18 protein-coding genes are annotated in these 17,609 nt (G+C 67.1%); 12 read left to right on the top strand and 6 right to left on the bottom strand.

Going from position 1 to position 17,609, the window contains the following annotated elements; translation table 11 throughout:
* The first annotated feature begins 31 nt into the window (after nucleotides 1-31).
* The 10 genes from ACQPYH_RS21740 (at nucleotide 32) to ACQPYH_RS21695 (ending at nucleotide 10,861) form a co-directional block, all read left to right on the top strand.
* Nucleotides 32-1,261 carry an iron-containing alcohol dehydrogenase gene (locus ACQPYH_RS21740; RefSeq protein ID WP_432894119.1) on the top strand — a complete coding sequence of 410 codons (1,230 nt, stop codon included), beginning with the start codon at nucleotides 32-34 and terminating at the stop codon, nucleotides 1,259-1,261.
* A 16-nt stretch (nucleotides 1,262-1,277) separates the two neighbouring features.
* A complete protein-coding gene (locus ACQPYH_RS21735; protein WP_432894117.1) occupies nucleotides 1,278-2,705 on the top strand; it encodes an NAD-dependent succinate-semialdehyde dehydrogenase in 1,428 nt (475 codons plus the stop codon).
* Nucleotides 2,706-2,708: 3 nt separating this feature from the next.
* Nucleotides 2,709-3,662 (top strand): carbohydrate ABC transporter permease, encoded by a 954-nt coding sequence (locus ACQPYH_RS21730; RefSeq protein WP_432894115.1) that lies wholly within the window; start codon nucleotides 2,709-2,711, stop codon nucleotides 3,660-3,662.
* Nucleotides 3,652-4,506: a carbohydrate ABC transporter permease gene (locus tag ACQPYH_RS21725; protein ID WP_242000839.1), complete on the top strand. Its 855-nt coding sequence runs from the start codon at nucleotides 3,652-3,654 to the stop codon at nucleotides 4,504-4,506. The genes ACQPYH_RS21730 and ACQPYH_RS21725 overlap by 11 nt, the downstream gene beginning before the upstream one ends.
* Before the next feature lie 2 nt (nucleotides 4,507-4,508).
* On the top strand, nucleotides 4,509-5,591 hold the full coding sequence (locus tag ACQPYH_RS21720; RefSeq protein WP_432894113.1) for a mandelate racemase/muconate lactonizing enzyme family protein: 1,083 nt from the start codon (nucleotides 4,509-4,511) through the stop codon (nucleotides 5,589-5,591).
* Between the two features lie 21 nt (nucleotides 5,592-5,612).
* Entirely contained in the window at nucleotides 5,613-6,932 is a 1,320-nt protein-coding gene (locus tag ACQPYH_RS21715; RefSeq protein WP_432894111.1) for an ABC transporter substrate-binding protein, read from the top strand.
* Nucleotides 6,933-6,936: 4 nt separating this feature from the next.
* Nucleotides 6,937-7,977, top strand: coding sequence for a mandelate racemase/muconate lactonizing enzyme family protein (locus ACQPYH_RS21710; protein WP_432894109.1), 1,041 nt, complete (start codon nucleotides 6,937-6,939; stop codon nucleotides 7,975-7,977).
* Nucleotides 7,978-8,102: 125 nt separating this feature from the next.
* Nucleotides 8,103-8,888, top strand: a complete 786-nt coding sequence (locus tag ACQPYH_RS21705; protein WP_432894107.1) for an SGNH/GDSL hydrolase family protein — start codon at nucleotides 8,103-8,105, stop codon at nucleotides 8,886-8,888.
* A gap of 186 nt (nucleotides 8,889-9,074) precedes the next feature.
* A complete protein-coding gene (locus tag ACQPYH_RS21700) occupies nucleotides 9,075-10,013 on the top strand; it encodes a winged helix DNA-binding domain-containing protein (protein WP_432894105.1) in 939 nt (312 codons plus the stop codon).
* A gap of 32 nt (nucleotides 10,014-10,045) precedes the next feature.
* Nucleotides 10,046-10,861: an SRPBCC family protein gene (locus ACQPYH_RS21695; protein WP_432894103.1), complete on the top strand. Its 816-nt coding sequence runs from the start codon at nucleotides 10,046-10,048 to the stop codon at nucleotides 10,859-10,861.
* Nucleotides 10,862-10,895: 34 nt separating this feature from the next.
* Here ACQPYH_RS21695 and ACQPYH_RS21690 read toward each other — a convergent pair whose 3' ends face one another.
* Nucleotides 10,896-11,423: a MarR family winged helix-turn-helix transcriptional regulator gene (locus tag ACQPYH_RS21690; protein WP_432894101.1), complete on the bottom strand. Its 528-nt coding sequence runs from the start codon at nucleotides 11,421-11,423 to the stop codon at nucleotides 10,896-10,898.
* Between the two features lie 54 nt (nucleotides 11,424-11,477).
* Between ACQPYH_RS21690 and ACQPYH_RS21685 the strand changes: the two genes are divergently transcribed.
* On the top strand, nucleotides 11,478-12,185 hold the full coding sequence (locus tag ACQPYH_RS21685; protein WP_432894099.1) for an SDR family NAD(P)-dependent oxidoreductase: 708 nt from the start codon (nucleotides 11,478-11,480) through the stop codon (nucleotides 12,183-12,185).
* 149 nt (nucleotides 12,186-12,334) lie between these two features.
* Complete coding sequence (locus ACQPYH_RS21680; protein WP_432894097.1) at nucleotides 12,335-13,384, top strand: LacI family DNA-binding transcriptional regulator; 1,050 nt, start codon at nucleotides 12,335-12,337, stop codon at nucleotides 13,382-13,384.
* Nucleotides 13,385-14,108: 724 nt separating this feature from the next.
* On the opposite strand, the gene ACQPYH_RS21675 is transcribed toward ACQPYH_RS21680, so the two are convergent.
* The 5 genes from ACQPYH_RS21675 to ACQPYH_RS21655 all read right to left on the bottom strand — a co-directional run bounded on the left by ACQPYH_RS21675 (nucleotide 14,109) and on the right by ACQPYH_RS21655 (nucleotide 17,609).
* Complete coding sequence (locus tag ACQPYH_RS21675; RefSeq protein WP_432894095.1) at nucleotides 14,109-14,462, bottom strand: YciI family protein; 354 nt, start codon at nucleotides 14,460-14,462, stop codon at nucleotides 14,109-14,111.
* A 74-nt stretch (nucleotides 14,463-14,536) separates the two neighbouring features.
* Nucleotides 14,537-14,992, bottom strand: a complete 456-nt coding sequence (locus ACQPYH_RS21670) for a carboxymuconolactone decarboxylase family protein (protein ID WP_432894093.1) — start codon at nucleotides 14,990-14,992, stop codon at nucleotides 14,537-14,539.
* A gap of 36 nt (nucleotides 14,993-15,028) precedes the next feature.
* On the bottom strand, nucleotides 15,029-15,811 hold the full coding sequence (locus ACQPYH_RS21665) for a sugar phosphate isomerase/epimerase family protein (RefSeq protein WP_432894091.1): 783 nt from the start codon (nucleotides 15,809-15,811) through the stop codon (nucleotides 15,029-15,031).
* Between the two features lie 3 nt (nucleotides 15,812-15,814).
* Nucleotides 15,815-16,666 (bottom strand): carbohydrate ABC transporter permease, encoded by an 852-nt coding sequence (locus ACQPYH_RS21660; protein WP_432894089.1) that lies wholly within the window; start codon nucleotides 16,664-16,666, stop codon nucleotides 15,815-15,817.
* Nucleotides 16,656-17,609 (bottom strand): carbohydrate ABC transporter permease, encoded by a 954-nt coding sequence (locus ACQPYH_RS21655; RefSeq protein ID WP_432894087.1) that lies wholly within the window; start codon nucleotides 17,607-17,609, stop codon nucleotides 16,656-16,658. The genes ACQPYH_RS21660 and ACQPYH_RS21655 overlap by 11 nt, the downstream gene beginning before the upstream one ends.

The following is a 17,609-nucleotide window of genomic DNA, read 5'->3' as shown; positions in this document are numbered from 1 at the left end:
CCCGCCCTACGACCGGACAAGGACCACGAATATGACGATCACCGCCCCTGCCTTCGGCGTGCAACGAGCACCGCGCACGGTTGTCTTCGGCGCCGGCCAGCGCGCTCTGCTCGGACGGCACGCCGCGGAGTACGGCAGCTCAGCCCTTGTCTGCACCGATCAGCGGCTGGCCGCGTCGCCCGAGTTCGCGCAGCTGCTCACCGATCTCGAGGACAACGGTCTCGAGGTCCACGTCTGGAGCGACACCTCTCCGGAGCTGCCGATGTCCGACATCGACGCCTGCTTCGACGCGATGGAGTACGCCGGTATCGACGTGGTCATCGGGATCGGCGGCGGCAGTTGCATGGACCTCGCCAAGGCCGTCGCGCTGATGCTCACCCACGGCGGCCCGATCGATCAGTACTACGGGGAGAACGCCGTACCGAGCCCGGTGCTCCCGATCATCGCCGTACCGACCACTGGAGGCACCGGGTCCGAAGTCACGCCGGTCTGCGTCCTGAGCGACAGCCGGCGGGAACTGAAGGCCGGCATCTCCTCGCCGTACCTGATCCCGTCGGTGGCGATCTGCGATCCCGAGCTGACGTACTCCTGCCCGCCCAGCCTCACCGCCAGCGCAGGAGCCGACGCGGTCTCGCACCTGGTCGAGTCGTTCACCGCGATCCAGCGCCCGCCGTCGGCACTCGCCGAGGGTCGCGTGTTCATCGGCAAGAACGTCATCAGCGACTCCTACGCACGTTGGGGTCTCGGGCTCCTCGCGACCGCACTCCCGATCGCGTTCGAGCACCCGGACGACCAGGAGGCGCGATCCGCGGTCATGCTCGCCGCGAACGCCGGCGGATACGCGCTGGGAGTCGCCGGCACCGCGGCCGCGCACGCGCTGCAGTACCCGCTCGGAGCCCTGACCCATACCCCGCACGGCGTCGGCGTCGGCGTACTCCTGCCGTACGTCATGCGCTACAACGCTCCCGCTCGCGTTGAAGAGTTCGCGGAGATCGCCAAGCTCTTCGGCGTACCGAAAGCAGGGAACACCCAGCAGCAGGCCCTCGCGGGTATCGAGGCCGTCGACGCGCTGCTGGATCGGATCGGCATCCCGCCGACCTTGAAAGAGCTCGGCCTCGCCGAGGACCAGCTCGAGTACGTCGCCGAACTGGGCCTGCAATCGGCCCGGCTGATCGACAACAACCCCCGCCCGCTCGATGTCGACGCGCTGCTCGAGATCACTCGTGCCGCGTACGCCGGCGACCGAACCGACCCGTTCTGAAACCCGGAGCCATCAGATGACTTCTCCGCACGATCTGTTCATCGACGGACAGTGGCGCCCGGCCGCCGACGGCCGGCGCTTCCCAGTCCACGATCCCGCCGACGGGTCCGAGCTGGCCCAGTTCGCCGCGGCCACCGAGGCTGACTGCCTCGCGGCTGTCGACGCGGCCGCCGATGCCCTGGCCGGCTGGTCGGCAACCCCGCCGCGGCAGCGCTCCGAGCTGCTCCGCGCGACCTTCGACGTACTGACCGAGGAGCGCGAGCAGCTCGCCGCTCTCATCACCGCCGAGAACGGCAAGGCGTACGCCGACGCGATCGGCGAGGCGGCGTACGCGACCGAGTTCTTCCGCTGGTTCTCCGAGGAGGCGGTCCGGATCGGCGGCGACTTCCGCCTCTCACCGTCGGGCGACAAGACGATCGTCGTACGCCGGGATCCGATCGGCGTCTCGATCCTCGTCACGCCGTGGAACTTCCCTGCCGCGATGGCCACCCGCAAGATCGCGCCCGCCCTGGCGGCCGGCTGCTCCGTCGTATTGAAGCCGGCCAGCCAGACCCCGCTCACCGCGGCGTACGTCGTCGACGTCCTGCGACGCGTCGGCGTACCGGCCGGTGTCGTCAACCTTGTGACGCCGGTGCCGGCCGGCCCCGCAGTGAGCGCGATGCTGCACCATCCCGCCGTACGCAAGCTGTCCTTCACCGGATCGACCGAGGTCGGACGGGTGCTCCTGCACGAGGCGGCCGACCAGGTCGTCAGCTCGTCGATGGAGCTCGGCGGAAACGCGCCGTTCGTGGTCCTGCCCGGCGCCGACCTGGACGCTGCGGTCGAGGGCGCGATGGTCGCGAAGATGCGCAACGGCGGCTCGGCCTGTACGGCGGCCAACCGGTTCTACGTCCACGACTCGCTGGTGGACGAGTTCAGCACTCGCATCACCGCGGCGATGAAGGCCGTCACGATGGGACCGGGCGCCGACCGGTCGAACGAACTCGGTGCCCTGGTCTCGCCGGAGGAGCGCGACAAGGTCGCCGGGCTGGTCGACCGGGCCGTTGCCGAGGGCGCCAATCTGGCCCTCGGCGGTGAGACGTCGACCGGTGGCGCGTTCTACCCGCCGACTGTCCTCACCGACGTCAAGCACGGCAGCGAGATCAACCAGACCGAGATCTTCGGACCGGTCACCGCGATCGTCGGTTTCAGCGAGGTCGACGAAGCCGTCGCGATGGCCAACGACACGATCTACGGCCTGATCTCCTACGTGTACGGCGATCCTGCGCAGGCGCTCGCGGTCGCGCAGCGGATCGACTCCGGGATGGTCGCGGTCAACCGGGGCGTGCTCAGCGACCCGGCGGCACCGTTCGGCGGGACCAAGCAGTCCGGTCTCGGCCGGGAAGGCAGCTCCGAGGGGATCCTCGAATTCCTCGAGGAGAAGTACATCGGGATCGAGGTGTGAGCGATGGTCAACACTGTCCTGCCCACGGTCTCGCCGCCTGCTGAAGCGGGACGGCCGGAGGTCCGCAAGCGCCCGAAGCACAAGCCGAAGCGGCAGAACCTGGCCGGCTGGCTGTTCGTCGGCCCGGTGATCTTCGGGGTCCTGTTCTTCCAGCTCGCCCCGGTTGCAGCCTCCCTGGTGGTGTCGCTGACCAACTGGACCGGGCTCAACTCCCCGAAGTTCCTCTTCCTGGACAACTACAAGGAGCTGTTCACCGCCGACGACACGTTCTGGCCGTCGCTGAAGAACACCGTGATCTTCACCGTGGTCGTCGTCGTACTGACGATCTTCATCGGGCTCGGCCTCGCCGTCCTGTGCAACCAGAAGATCAAGGGCATCGGAATCTTCCGGACGCTGTACTACTCGCCCGCGGTCACCAACGTCGTCGCGATCGGCTTCGTCTGGTTCTGGCTGTACAACCCGGACAGCGGCCTGTTCAACTCCACGCTCAAGACGATCGGCATCCACGGACCGGCCTGGCTGTCCGACACCAAGACCGCGCTGATCGCGGTGATGATCGTCGCGCTGTGGCAAGGCGTCGGCTACCCGATGGTGATCCTGCTGGCCGGGTTGCAGAGCATCGACCAGTCGCTGATCGAAGCGGCGACAGTGGACGGAGCGTCGGCCTGGCGGCGCTTCTGGGCGGTCGTCTTCCCGCTGCTGACGCCGAGCCTGTTCTTCCTCACGATCACGCAGTTCATCACCTCGTTCCAGGTGTTCGGGATCATCTACGTGATGACGTCGGGCGGGCCGAACAACGCCACCTCGGTGTTCATCTTCCAGATCTACGAGGCCGCCTTCGGGCACGGCCGGCTGGGCTATGCCTCTGCGATGGGCTGGGTGCTGTTCGTCATCGTCGGTGTCGTCACCGCGATCCAGTGGCGGATGGAGAAGCGGTGGGTGCACTATGACAACTGAGGCCATCCGGGTCTTCAACCGGCCACCCCGGCACATCCCGCGTCGCGTCGTGCTGATCGTCGTCCTGCTGTTCTTCGCCGTGGTCTTCGCGATGCCGCTGCTCTGGATGATCAGCGCGTCGCTCAAGCCGGAGAACGAAGTACTGCAGTCGCCGCCGACGTTCATCCCGTCGGAGTTCCAGTGGGGCAACTACTCGCAAGCCGGCCACGGCCTGCTGCCGTTCTTCCTGAACAGCTGCAAGCTCGCGGCACTCAACGTCGGCTTCCTGCTGCTGTTCGCGTCGCTGGCCGGGTACGGGTTCGCCCGGCTGAACTTCGCCTTCAAGAACCTCGCCTTCGCACTGTTGTTGTCGACGGCAATGATCCCGGGCATCGTCTACCTGGTTCCGCAGTACATGCTGTTCCGCCAGATGGGCTGGATCGACACCCACTACCCGCTCTGGGTCCCGAACGTGCTGACGCCGGTGTTCGGCACGTTCCTGCTCCGGCAGGCGTTCCGCGGCATACCGATCGAGCTGGAGGAGGCCGCCAAGCTCGACGGCGCGTCGATCTTCGGCACCTTCTGGCGGATCATGCTGCCGCAGGTGAAGCCGGCCCTGGCCGCGGTCGGCGCACTGACCTTCATGGGCTCGTGGAACGACCTCTTCGGCCCGCTGATCTTCCTCAACTCGACGCGGTTGCAGACCATGCCGATCGCGCTCGCGCTGTTCAAGGGTGAGTACTTCACCCAGACCAACCTCATGATGGCCGCCGCGACGCTGACGATCCTGCCGCCGCTGCTGCTGTTCCTGCTGGCCCAGAAGTACTTCGTCCAGGGCATCACGATGTCCGGCCTGAAAGGATAAGTATGCGGATCACGAACATCGAGTCGATCATCCTGCTCGACAAGCTGCACATCGTGAAGGTGCACACCGACGAGGGTCTGGTCGGTGTCGGCGAGGTCAGCCCGATGAACGCCCACGTCTCGCACAGCGTCATCGAGCAGGCGCTGGCGCCGCTGCTCATCGGCGAGGAGGCGACCGATATCGAGCGGCTGTGGCGCCGGCTCTACACCAAGCCGTACAAGCTCGGTCCCGGCGGCGCGCAGCTGAACGCGATCGCGGGGATCGACATCGCGCTGTGGGATCTGCTCGGCAAGGCGGCCGGGCTGCCGACGTACCAGCTCCTCGGCGGCAAGTACCGGCAGAGCGCGAAGGTCTACGCGAGCTCGATGTCGCGCAGCATGACACCGGACCAGGAGGCCGAGCGCGCGCAGTCCTTCCAGGAGAAGGGCTTCCACGGCTACAAGATCCACTCGTCGACGCCGTGGATGCACGACGACGGCTTCGACCAGACCATCGCCACCGTGACCGCGGTGCGCAAGCTCGTCGGGGACGACTTCCCGATCCTGGTCGACGTCAACAACGCGTACTACGAACACACCGCGATCAAGCTGGCCCACGCGCTGGAGGACCTCGGCGTGTGGCATTTCGAGGAACCGCTCGCCGCCCACGACTATGCGGCGTACGGACGGCTGGCCGACGCGGTCGACATCCCGATCGCGGCGGGCGAGCAGGAGTACACCACCTGGCAGTTCCGGGACCTGATCCTGGACGGCAAGGTCGACATCCTGCAGCCCGACGTCATCAAGTGCGGCGGCATCACCGAGTTCAAGAAGATCGCGGTGCTCGCCGACACCTTTACCAAACCGATCACCGTGCACAACACGCAACAGACGATCGGTACGTCGGCACACGCGCACCTGTGGGTCAGTACGCCGTCGTGCGTCTACCCGCAGGAGTACAACATCGAGCACAACCCGATCCTCGACGACGTACCGATCTGGAAGAACCCGCTCGTCCCGGTGAACGGCGAGATCACGCCGTGGGACCTGCCCGGTCTGGGCATCGAGCTGGACGACGACGCGGTCGCCAAACTGCGGACCAATTAACTTCAGAGAACAGGAACGACCATGCCCGCATCAGAGATCTCCCGTCGGTCGGTACTCCGGGCCCTCGGCATCGGCGGCGGCGCGCTCGCCGCCGGAATCCCACTCGCCGCCTGCGGCAGCAACGGCAGCGGGGGAGGTGGAGGCGGTGGTAACGCCTCCTGGATGACCTGGGACACCGAGAGCGGCACCCCGATGTACACGGTGGCGCAGAACTGGGCCAAGCAGGCCGGCAAGACCCTCGACATCCAGTCGATCCCCGGCGACGACTACGACACCAAGCTCCGGACCGTGCTGTCGTCCGGCGCTGCGCCGACCGCGATCCGGATCAACGACGACTACGTCCGCGGCTACTACGCGGAGGGCTCGCTGCTCGACCTGCGCCCGTACCTGGAGAAGGACGGGATCAAGCCCGACGACTACTTCCCGGTCGCCTACAACTTCGCCAAGCAGCCCGACGGCGCGCACGCCGCCTGGCCGATCATGACCAACCCCGGCGTGCTGTACTGCAACACCGACGCGTTCGCCGAGGCCGGCGTCGAGCTGCCGCCGAAGGACTGGGCGAAGAGCGGCTGGACCTGGGACGACTTCGTCGACGCCGCGAAGAAGCTGACCAAGCCGAACGGTGAGCGCTGGGGTGCGCTGGTGTTCCCGGACACCTCGCTCGAGACCGTCTTCCCGGTCAGCAACGGCGGCGACGGCATCTACTCCAAGGACGCGACCCGGTTCACGCTGGCCGAGCCGCAGGGCGCCGAGGCGATCCAGTGGGTTGCCGACCTGTCCCTCGTCCACAAGGTGCACCCGGACTTCGCCACCGTCACGGCCGGCCGCCAGACCCCGAACTGGGCGCTGGCCCAGCTCGGCACCGGCAAGGTCGCGATGCTGCTCTCGCTGACGAGCGGCATCCCGTACCTGCGCACCAACGCGAAGGTGAAGTGGGACATCTTCCCGACGCCGATGAAGGTACGCCGGACGACCGTCAACACGCTGACCGTCCTCGCCGTTCCGAAGGCCTCGAAGGACCCGGACGCCGCCTGGAGCTTCCTGAAGTACTGCGCCGGCGCGGACGCGGCGAAGCTGCTCGCGCAGTCCCGCGGGTTCATGCCGGTGGCGAAGAGCTCGTCGTCGTTGTTCGTACCCGACGACAAGTCGCCGTCGAACCTTGCGCTGGTGACGCAGGCGCTCGACAACGCGGTGAACGAGAACTTCAGCCGCTACATCGAACGCGCCCGGACCATCTACCGGCCGGTGCTCGACGACGTGTGGAGCGGTAAGAAGACCGCCGAAGCGGCGCTGGGTAGCGTCAAGCAGAAAGTCGAAGACGTTCTCGCAGGCAAGGGATGACCGGATGAAGATCACCGATATCAGCGTCGAAGTCACCTCCGAACCGAAGGAACACGCGGTCCGCGACGCGATCCAGTTGCTGGACCGCAACGGCCGCACCCGCGTGCAGATCGACACCGACGAAGGCGTGAGCGGAGTCAGTACGACCTACTTCGGTCGCGTCGAGAGTTCACCCGCGGTGCTGGCCCACCTGATCACCGACCAGCTGGCGCCGGTGATCGTGGGGGAGGATCCCGCGATGATCCGCGGGATCCGGACGAAGCTCCAGACACTGACCGATTACCAGGGGACCGCCGGGCTGTCGTCGTACGGCATCTCGGCGATCGACCTGGCGTTGTGGGACCTGCTCGGCAAGTCGCTCGACGTCCCGGTGTGGAAGCTGCTCGGGGCGCAGCGGTCCGCGATTCCGACGTACGCGATGGTCGGCTGGCTGGAGCTGGACGTCGCGGGGCTGGAGAGCGTGTCCGCGAAGGCGATGGAGCAGGGCTTCCGCGGCGTGAAGATGAAGGTCGGCGGCGGGCCGCTCACCGAGGACGTGCAGCGGATCAAGGCGGTCCGTAACATCATCGGGCCGGACGCGCCGCTGATGGTCGACGCGAACCAGGCGTTCGGGTACTCCGAGGCGCTGCGACGCGGCCGGGTGTACGAGGAGCTCGACTGCCGGTGGTTCGAGGAGCCGCTGCCGGCCGGGGACACCGACGCTCATGTCCGGCTGGCCGAGAAGCTGGACATCCCGATCGCAACGGGGGAGAACCGGTACGGGCAGGCAGCCTTCCGGGACTTGATCGCGCGGGGTGGCGTCGGCGTCGTACAGCCGGATCTGCGGCGGGCCGGTGGGCTGACCGACTGTCTGGAGATCGGGCTGATGGCGGCCGGGTTCGGGGTGCCGTACGCGTCGCACGGCGGCGGGGCACACATCCACGTGCTCGCCGCGCTGCCGAACACGATCTACGTGGAGAGCGGGCTGCTGCCTTCCGGCGTCCAACTGGAAGACGGGTGTTATCCGTTGCCGACCGGACCCGGGTTGTCCTCCTGGAACGGCTAGAAGGTCACCGGCACCGGGAATCTACGGTGAATTTGTTACCAGGACCTTGTGTGTTACTCGCCAGTCAGCGAAGGTGACGTTGAGTACTTCAGTCGCCACCCCTCGCTTATAAAGGCGGTCCGCCCATGAAGTCCATCGCCAGTCTGCTGTCCGCTGCGGCCCTCGGCGCAGCGATGCTTCTCAGCCCGGGAGTCGCGCATGCGGCGGCTCCGAACTACGTCGCACTCGGTGACTCGTACGCCTCCGGTGTCGGGACCCGCACCTACATCTCGAGCAGCGGGTCCTGCCAGCGGTCCACCAAGGCCTACTCCTACATCGATGCGGCCCGGATCGGCGCCAACCTGACGTTCGTGGCCTGCTCCGGCGCGAAGGTCGCCGACGTCACTGCGAACCAGCTGCCGTCGGTGACCGGCTCGACCAACATCGTCTCGGTCCAGGTCGGCGGCAACGACGCCGGCTTCTCGTCGGTCATCACCGAGTGCGCGAAGCCGTCGTGGCTCGGCGACTGCACCAGCGCGGTGGCCGGCGCCCAGACGATCATCAACAACACGCTGCCCGGCCGGCTGAACACGCTGTACTCCTCGATCAGGAGCCGCGCCGCGTCGGCGCACGTCGTGGTCGTCGGATACCCGCGACTGTTCAACGGCACCGACTGCAACGCCGGCACGTTCTTCAGCCCCGACGAGATGACCCGGCTGAACGCGACCGCCGACCTGCTCAACTCCAAGCTGTCGGCTTCGGCGAGCGCGGCCGGGTTCACCTTCGTCAACCCGACGACGAAGTTCATCGGTCACTCTGTGTGCGGCAGCCCGGAGTGGATCAACGGCCTGTCGAACCCGGTCAGCGAGTCGTACCACCCGAACGTCACCGGCCAGGCGGCCTTCGCCGATCTGGTCCAGCCGGCGCTCTGACGCGCTTTTCGGTGCCTTTGCGGTGCTTTTTGCGGTGTTTTTGCGGGCCGCCCCGGTACGAACCGGGGCGGTTTCGTATTTCGGGATGCGGACACGTCCGGTTCGTGGTGTCATGCTGGAGTGGCGCAGAGGTCTGTTGACTGGTTACTGGCGGCCAGGATGCAGGCGAACTGTTTGGCGCGTCCGGTGAACGAGGCCGGCCCCGGAGGGGTGGCCGACGTCGTACGCCGGACGGGGGGCCTCCAGGCGCAGACCTGGCGCGGAGCCGCGTACGCCGTACGTGCCCGATCGACCGCGACCACGCTCGCCGACGTCACACACGCGCAGGAGACCGACCGCTCGGTCGTCCGCGGCTGGTTCATGCGCGGCACGCTGCAACTGGTCGCCGTCGAGGACGCGGGTCCGCTGCTGGGCCTGCTCGGTGCGAAGCTGATCAAGGACACGGAACGCCGGTACGGCGAACTCGGCCTGCCTGCGCGGGTCCGCGCTCGTGCGGCCGACGTGCTCGAGGAGCACCTGCTGGCGAACGGTCCGTCCAACCGCGCCGAGCTGGCCGACGTACTGGTTGCGGCCGGACTGATCGCGGAGCCGAAGGGGCAGGCTGTCTACGCGCTGATCCGGTACGCCGGGCTGCTCGGCCGGGTGTGTTACGGGCCGGGGGAGACGTGGGTCGCCATACGCGATTGGCTCGGGAAGCCTCTCGAACTGTCGGGTGACGTGGAGGATCTGGCCCGCCGCTACCTGACCGCCTACGGCCCCGCGACCGCCCGCGACTTCGCGACCTGGTCCGGGTTGCCCGTGCCTGCCGCCCGCCGGGCGGTGGAGGCGGTCGCCACGAGATCCTTCGAAGTCGATTCTGGAAAGGTGGCTGCGGTCGACGATCTGCCCGGCTGTGGTGATGTCCGGATGTTGGGGGAGTTCGACGCGTATCTCCTCGGCTACCAGAACCGCTTCCAGCAACTGCCCGCCGCAATCTTTCCCGGCGGCGGCATGCTCCGCCCGGCCATCATCGAAGCCGGCCGAGCGATCGGCTCCTGGACGCACGCCGACCTGACGGTAGACGTGTTCGACGATCGGCCGGACCTCTCCGCCGAACTGAGGGACCTGGCGCGCTTCGCCGGTTGATCGTATATGCCGGAGCGGGTATATATAGACGCATGACCGAGACGCTGAGCTCTGAGAACGGCCGGACCGTCCTGCGGATGCGGCGGGACCTGCGGCATCCGGCAGAGAAGGTCTGGCGAGCAATCACCGACCCGACCCAGCTGGCCGGGTGGTTCCCGGCTGCTGTCGAGCTGGATCTCAGGCTCGACGGGCCGGTCAAGTTCACGTTCGAGCAGGACCCTGGCGCTCCCGTCGACGAGCAGAGCAGCGGCGTCATCCGCGCGTACGAACCGCCTCACCTGATCGAATACACCTGGGGCGTGGAGGTCCTCCGCTGGGAACTTCAGTCCACCCCGGCCGGCTGCACCCTCCACTTGACGGCCACCTACGACGATCGCGCCGGCTCGGCCAGCTTCGCCGGCGGCTGGACGCTCTGCTTCGACGCCCTCGAGCGAGTACTCGGCGATACCGTCCCAGAGCGCGACTACCGCGAACTCCATGAACATTTCGCGAAGGTCTTCGGCCTTGATCAGGGTGCCGTCTCCGAAGACGGTGAGCTGCGCTTCGAGCGCCAACTGACGCAGCCGAAGGAGGCGGTGTGGAAGCTGCTGGCCGGCGCGCAGACCGCGGCCGTCGGCAGCCCGCCGCCGGACGGCTTCGTTGCCAAGGGCATCGATGCCGGCCCGGTCGGCGAACTCGAGGAGCCGGTCCGCCTCAGCTACAGCTCGACCGGCGGCGTCGTGACGTGGGCTCTACGCGACGGCAACGGCGGCGCCCGCCTGGAGCTGACCCAGACAGGCGCCACCGCGGACGACCTCACCGCCTGGCGCGACCTGATCGAATCCCTCGCCACTCAACCGGCCCAGTAGCTAGAGGGTGCTACGACCCCGATTGGAAGGTCGGCTAACCGGTTGCTTTGCTGACCTCGTCGAGGAGGGTTTGGAGTTGGGCGGCTAGTTGGGTGCGGGTGGTGGGGGAGAGGGATGCGACGAGTTCGGATTCGCGGGTGAGGACCTGGTCGACGGTTCGTTCGATGAGGTCGTGGCCGGCGGGGGTGAGTGCGACCAGCACCGCGCGAGTGCCGTCGTCGGCGCCGCGCCGGGTGACGAGTCCGCTGTCTTCGGCGCGGGCGACTCGTTGGGAGATTGCGCCGGCGGTGACGAGGGTGCGGCGGGACAGTTCGCGGGTGGTGAGTTCGTACGGCGAGCCCGCGCGCCGCAGCACGCTCAGTAAGTCGAGCGTCGCCGGATCCACGCCGGCATCCGCGAGCACCCGGCGCCGATCGTCCGCGAACAGCTTGGCCAGCCTCCACAGCGGGGTGACGATCTCGATCGAGTCCGTCGGCGTACCGGGGCGTTCACGCTGCCAAGCGCGGGCGATCTCCGCCGCGGGGTACGGACTGGGGGAATCGAGCGGGTAGTTGTCTGCCACGAGAGCCATGCTACGTTTAGACCTAAACATTTAGATCTAAACGTGAGGTGTCGGATGAGGACGATCGTGGTGACCGGGGGAGCGACCGGGATCGGGCGGGCGACGGCGGAGCGGTTCCGGGCCGACGGCGACGAGGTCGTGATCACGGGTCGCCGCGCCGACGTGCTAGCCAAAACGGCGGCGGATCTCGGAGCCAGGGGAGTGGTCTGCGACGCGACGGACCCGGCGCAGATCGAACGCCTGATCCATGAGTTGCCGGAGCAGGTCGACGTGCTGGTGAACAACGCCGGCGGCAACACCGACTTCGGCCGGCCGGACGGGGATCTTGAGCAACTGAAGGCCAACTGGCTCGCCAACCTCGAGGCGAACCTGATCAGCGCCGTCCTCACCACCACCGCCCTCGCCCCGCGACTCACCACCGCGGTCGTCCATCTCGGCTCGATCGCCGGCGCCCGCGGACCCGGTTCGTACGGCGCTTCCAAGGCCGCGCTCGCGTTGTGGAACGCCGACATCGCCGCCGAGCTCGGCCCGCGCGGGATCACGTCGAACGTCGTCGCGCCCGGCTTCACCGCGGACACCGAGTTCTTCCAAGACCGCCTCACCGACCAGCGTCGCCAGACGTTGCTCCAGGCAACGTTAACCAAGCGCGAAGGTCACGTGGACGACATCGCCGGCACCATCCACTTCCTCGCCTCCCCGGCGGCCCGTCACCTCACCGCCCAGGTCCTGCACGTGAACGGCGGCGCCCTGATCACCCGGTAGCTTCGGCACGAGAACAGGACGTATACGCCCACTGCGCCCGATCGGCCGCGCCGCTGAGCGTGGCCGCGGCGGGCAGTAGAGATATACGTCCTGTCGAGATGCACATCCACGCTGCGTGACAACGTGTGCCAGGTGTGACAATGGGCGACATGCGTCCCACCGTCAAAGATGTCGCCAAGCTGGCCGGGGTGTCGCCGAAGACGGTGTCGAACGTGATCAACGGCGTCGTCTTCGTGCGACCCGAGACCCGCGCCCGGGTGGAGAGCGCCCTGGCCGAGCTCGACTACGTGCCGAACATGAGTGCCCGCGGCCTGCGCAACGGCCGCTCCGGCATGATCGCCCTCGCGCTGCCCGACCTGCTCCGGCCGTACTCCGCCGAGATCGTCCACCTGGTCGTCGAGCTGGCCCACGAGCGGGGCTGGGGTGTGCAGATCGAGCAGACCGCGGCCGAGCCCAAGCGCGAGTTCGAGCTGATCTCGAAGGCCCGCGCGTACCTTGTCGACGGCCTGATCCTGAACCCGGTCAACCTCGACGACAGCGCGGTGATGTCGGCCGGTCCGCTGCCGCCGGTCGTGCTGATCGGTGATGTCGACCAGGATGTTGTGAGCCAGGTCGCGATCGACAACGTCGCTGCCGCGCGTGACATGACCAAGCACCTGCTGTCTCGCGGCTGCCGCCGGATCGCAGTCGTCGGTACGCCGGAAATCCCGCGCGGATCATCAGGCGCCGGCGTACTCGCGGGCTCCGCGGAAGGCCCTGGTACGGCGGCATCCCGCCTCAGGACGACCGGCTACCACCAGGCGCTCGAGGAGGCCGGCGTACCGATCGATCCGTCGCTCGAGATCAGCCTCGACCGCTGGCGTCCGGAGGGCGCGGCGACTGTCGTCGGCAAGTACCTGGCGGACCATGAGCTGCCCGACGCGTTCTTCTGCTTCACCGACTCGCTCGCCTCGGGCGCACTGTCGGCGCTGTGGGAGGCCGGCATCGCCGTACCGCGGCAGACGCTGGTCGCCGGTTTCGACAACATCCTCGAGAGCCAGTTCATGATCCCGCCGCTGACCACGATCGATTTCGATCGGCGCGAGTTCGTCGCGGCCGCGCTCGACCTGCTCGGCGAACGAATGACCGACAAGGATGCCCCGCCACGCAGGGTGATGATCCCCCATCGCATAATCGCCCGTACCAGCACCGAACGCTGACGGCGCGCTGCCGGTACTTTCGGTCCTGGCCGCAACGTGGTGGGGCAAACGTTGGTTGTACGCCGCGATCAAGGCATTGCTACCAGTGGCTTCGGTGGTCGGTAGTTGCCTGTAGCACAAGGGGTGGACAAAAGTTTCGGTACGCGGGATTCCGATCACGATCCCTTGAAAACGTCGTCACTCTCAGCAAGGGTTGCCTGATCACTTCCGCGTCGTTTCCGGGTGCGGGGAGGACGGGGAGTGTGCGGTCCTGTGACCGCGTCCACCGCCACTCGGGGGCAGTTCACGATGAGAAGGGGGAAGTGTGTCAGCGATGAGAAGGCTCGCCGAGCGGTGCCGTGATGTGAGGAGTCACGGCAATGCAGGGCTCGGCCGAGCCGCGATCCAACCGGCGGTCTGCACCGGCATCCACGAGGTGACCTCGTCGATCAGCCCAGTGCGACCGCGACGCGTGGCGATGCTCAGATTGAGCAACGGAATGACGACCACGCTGCGACTCGGCGAGGGTGTCACGCTGCCTGCGCCTGGTAGCACTGTTTTCGTCCAAGGTGGCCGGGGCATGGGTGACCAGCCTGCCTCAGGTGGGGTCATCCTCGCGTCCCGCGAGCTTGTCCGGACGTCAACAGTCTGAGTCAGTGACTCGCCGGTCTCAGGTGTCGACGCCCAGCTGAGGCCGGCAAGTTGTTCGACCCGCTTCCCTGCCGACCGCACCCGGCAGCGTGATCTAGTCAGGAATGGGATCGATGAGTTCCCGGATCTCGATCGGCGAGTACGGCGCCTCCGGCAGCCGCGCGGCGATCTCCGCCGCCCGCTCGAGGCCGGCACAGTCGACGACGTAGTACCCGGCCAGCACCTCCTTGGCCTCGGTGAACGGTCCGTCCGTGACCGCCGGCACCCCGTCGACCACCCTGACCACCCGCGCGTTCGCCGTGGTGAGGCCGAGACCGTCGATGAACTCGCCGCTCGCCTCGAGCTCCGCGGTCAGCTTGCGGTGCTGTTCCATCACCTCGTCGATGCCGTTGGCGTGCAGGGTGTTCCACGTCTCGTCGTTCCCGTAGATCAGCAGCATGTATTTCATCGCGTTCCTCCATTCACCCGGGTACGTCGGAGCCCCGGACATCTTCTCGACATCCGGGGCTCACACGTTAGCGACTACCAGGTGGCGCCGGCGGGCTGGCGCACGGTGGTGTTGATCCGGTTGAACATATTGGTGAGCGCGATCATCAGCACGATCGCGGACAGTTCCTTGTCGCCGAAGTGCTCACTGGCGTCGGCCCAGATCTCGTCACTGACCGCAGTCGGGTTGTCGGCGAGCCGGGTCGCGGCCTCCGCCATCTCGAGTGCGGCCCGCTCGGCGTCGGTGAACAGGTCGGAGTCCCGCCACGCGGCGACCTGGTGCAGCCGCTCGTCGGTCTCGCCGTTCTTCAGCGCCGACTTGATCCCGCCGAACACACACGGGGAGCAGCCGTTGATCTGGCTGGCCCGCAGGTGCACGAGCTCCAGGACCTTGCCGTCCGTTCCGGACTGCCCGATCGCCTTGTAGATGTTCTGGATGCCTTTGGTGGCGTCCGGCAGGATCTCCGCGGGGTTCGTCATCCGTGCTTGCATGGGAGGTTCTCCATCAGGTTCGTGAGTGTGTTGATTTCACTGCCTTGACGGATGCTGCGCGGCCGATGTGACAGCGAACCGCAGATCTTTTTCGAGCCGCTCCTCGACCGGTACGGCGGGGTCGGAGTACTGACCTGTCAGGCAGATCGGGCCGGCGTACCCGATCTTCTGCAGCGCGGCGAAGACGGCAGACCAGTCAGCGAGACCTTCCTCGGCCTCGACGAAGTTCGTCTTCCAGCCGGCGTCCGTGCGGAGGTAGTGGACGTTCTTCAGGTTCACGATCCCGAGCCGGTCCGCGCCGAGCTCGAGCGTCACCGCCGGATGATCGCCGGCCAGCGCATCATGCGCCGCGTCCCACACGAGCTTGTACCGATCGGGCAGTCCGTCGAGCAGTTGCAGTACGCCGAGCGTCGACGACACGAACCGCCCGTGATGCGGCTGTACGCCGACCTGCACGTCGTACCGCTCCGTGAGGACCACGGCCAGCTCGAGCATCGCCCGGTTGCGTTGCAGGGAGGCGGCGTACCCGTCCGGACCCAGCTCGGCCATGATCCGGATCATCGGCACAGCGGCCTCGGCGCAGGCGGCGAACACCTGCTCGGACAGGTCGCTGGCGACGCTGATCGGTTCGATGCCCTCGGCCCGCAATTGTGCGGTGAACTTCGGCAGCTCGGCACCGGCGTTCGCCGAGGTGACGTACGCCGTGTCGCGGACCGGGATCTCGGCGCCGCCGAACCCGATCCCGGCAACGAGCCGGCCGAGCTCGTCGCCGGGAAGGCCGGCCCAGGGTTTGGTGAATACGGACCAGAGATAGGTCATTGTTCAGCGGCCTCCTAGACCACTCATGGTGATGCCTCGGACGAACCAGCGTTGGGTGAGGAAGAACAGGACGATCAACGGGATCGTGGTGACGGTCGCTGCCATCAGCAACAAGTTCCACTGGGTGCCGTTGGTGTCCTGGAAGACCTGCAGGCCCACCGACGCCGTACGCGTCGCGTCGCTGTTGGAGATGACGAGCGGCCAGAGCAGGTTGTTCCACTGGCCGATGAACTTGAAGACGGCCAGCGTCGCGATCGCCGGGACCGCGAGCGGCACGATCACCCGGACGAACGCCTGCCAGCGGTTCGCACCGTCCAGCCGGGCGGCCTCCTCGTAGTCGCGCGGGATGCCGAGGAAGAACTGCCGCAGCAGGAACACCCCGATCGCGGTGAACGCGTGCGGCAGGATCATCCCGGGCCAGGTGTCGATGCCGTGCAGCTTCGCGACCAGCACGAACTGCGGGATCAGCGTCACCTGCGACGGGATCATCAGCGTGGCCAGGTAGATCCCGAACAGCCAGGTCCGGCCGGGGAACTGCAGCCGGGCGAACGCGTACGCCGCGAGCGCAGCGGTGACCGTTTCGAGGATCGTCGTACCGGCGGCGAAGTAGATCGTGTTCAGCAGGTACTTACCCAGCGGGACCAGTTCGAAGGCGCGGGTGAGGTTCTCCGGGTGCCAGCTGCTCGGCCAGAACGACGGCTTGGCCGCCATCGACTCGGCGTCGGACTGGAACGCGACCAGGATCATCATCACGACCGGGATCAGCGTCAGCGCGGTGACCAGGAAGCACGCGAAGACGATGAGCTTCCGCTGCAGGGCCTTGTTGGATGCCAGCGGCATCGCTTCAGTTGTCATAGTGCACCAGCCTCCGCTGGAAGAGGAACTGACCGGCGGTGATCACCACGATGAACGCGAACAGCACCAGCGACTGCGCCGCGGCGTACCCCTGGTCGTAGTTCTCGAAGCCGGTCCGGTAGATGTACATGACCAGCGTGGTGGTGCGGGTGCCCGGACCGCCGTTCGTCATGATCAGTGCCTGGTCGAAGACCTGGAACGATCCGATCACCGAGGTGACGATGACGAAGAACAGGGCGGGGGAGAGCATCGGCAGCGTGATGTGGCGGAAGCTGTTCCACGGCGACGTACCGTCCACGCGGCCGGCTTCGTAGAGCTGCTGGGGGATCGCCTGGAGACCGGCGAGGAAGACGACCATGCCGAAGCCGAAGCTCTTCCAGACGCTCATCAGGATCAGCGCGGGCATCGCCCAGTTGTCGGAGATCAGCCACGCCGGGCCGCTGATGCCGAACCAGCCGAGCACGGCGTTCACCAGGCCGTCGTGCGGGATGTAGAGCCAGATCCAGACGAACGCCACCGCGACCGTAATGGTTGCGTACGGCAACAGCAGGAGCGACCTGAACACGGCGACCCGGCGTACGCCCTGGTTGAGCAGCAGCGCCAGAGCGAGGCTGACGATGATCGTCAGCGGCACACTGACCAGCGTGAAGTACGCCGTGTTGCCGAGGGCGGACCAGAACGTCGGGTCGGGGCCGAGGCGGGCGAAGTTGTGCAGGCCGGCCCAGGTCGGTGCGCTGAACAGGTTCCAGTTCAGCAGCGAGATGACGCCTGCGGCAACGACCGGTCCGGCGGTGAAGATCAGGAAGCCAATCAGGCTGGGCAGGATGAACAGCCAGGCGGTGAGCGCCTCGCGACTGCGCCAGCGCGGAGTCGGTTTGGACGTCGGTCGGGTTGGTGTGGGACTGGTGACCGCGGGTGCGGTATCTGCTGTCGAAAGAGCCAT

Source organism: Kribbella sp. CA-245084, assembly GCF_050942355.1.
In the GTDB taxonomy this organism is placed as follows: Bacteria; Actinomycetota; Actinomycetes; order Propionibacteriales; family Kribbellaceae; genus Kribbella.
Note: the sequence above shows the minus strand (reverse complement) of the source record. Positions and strands in the feature narration are given on the sequence as shown.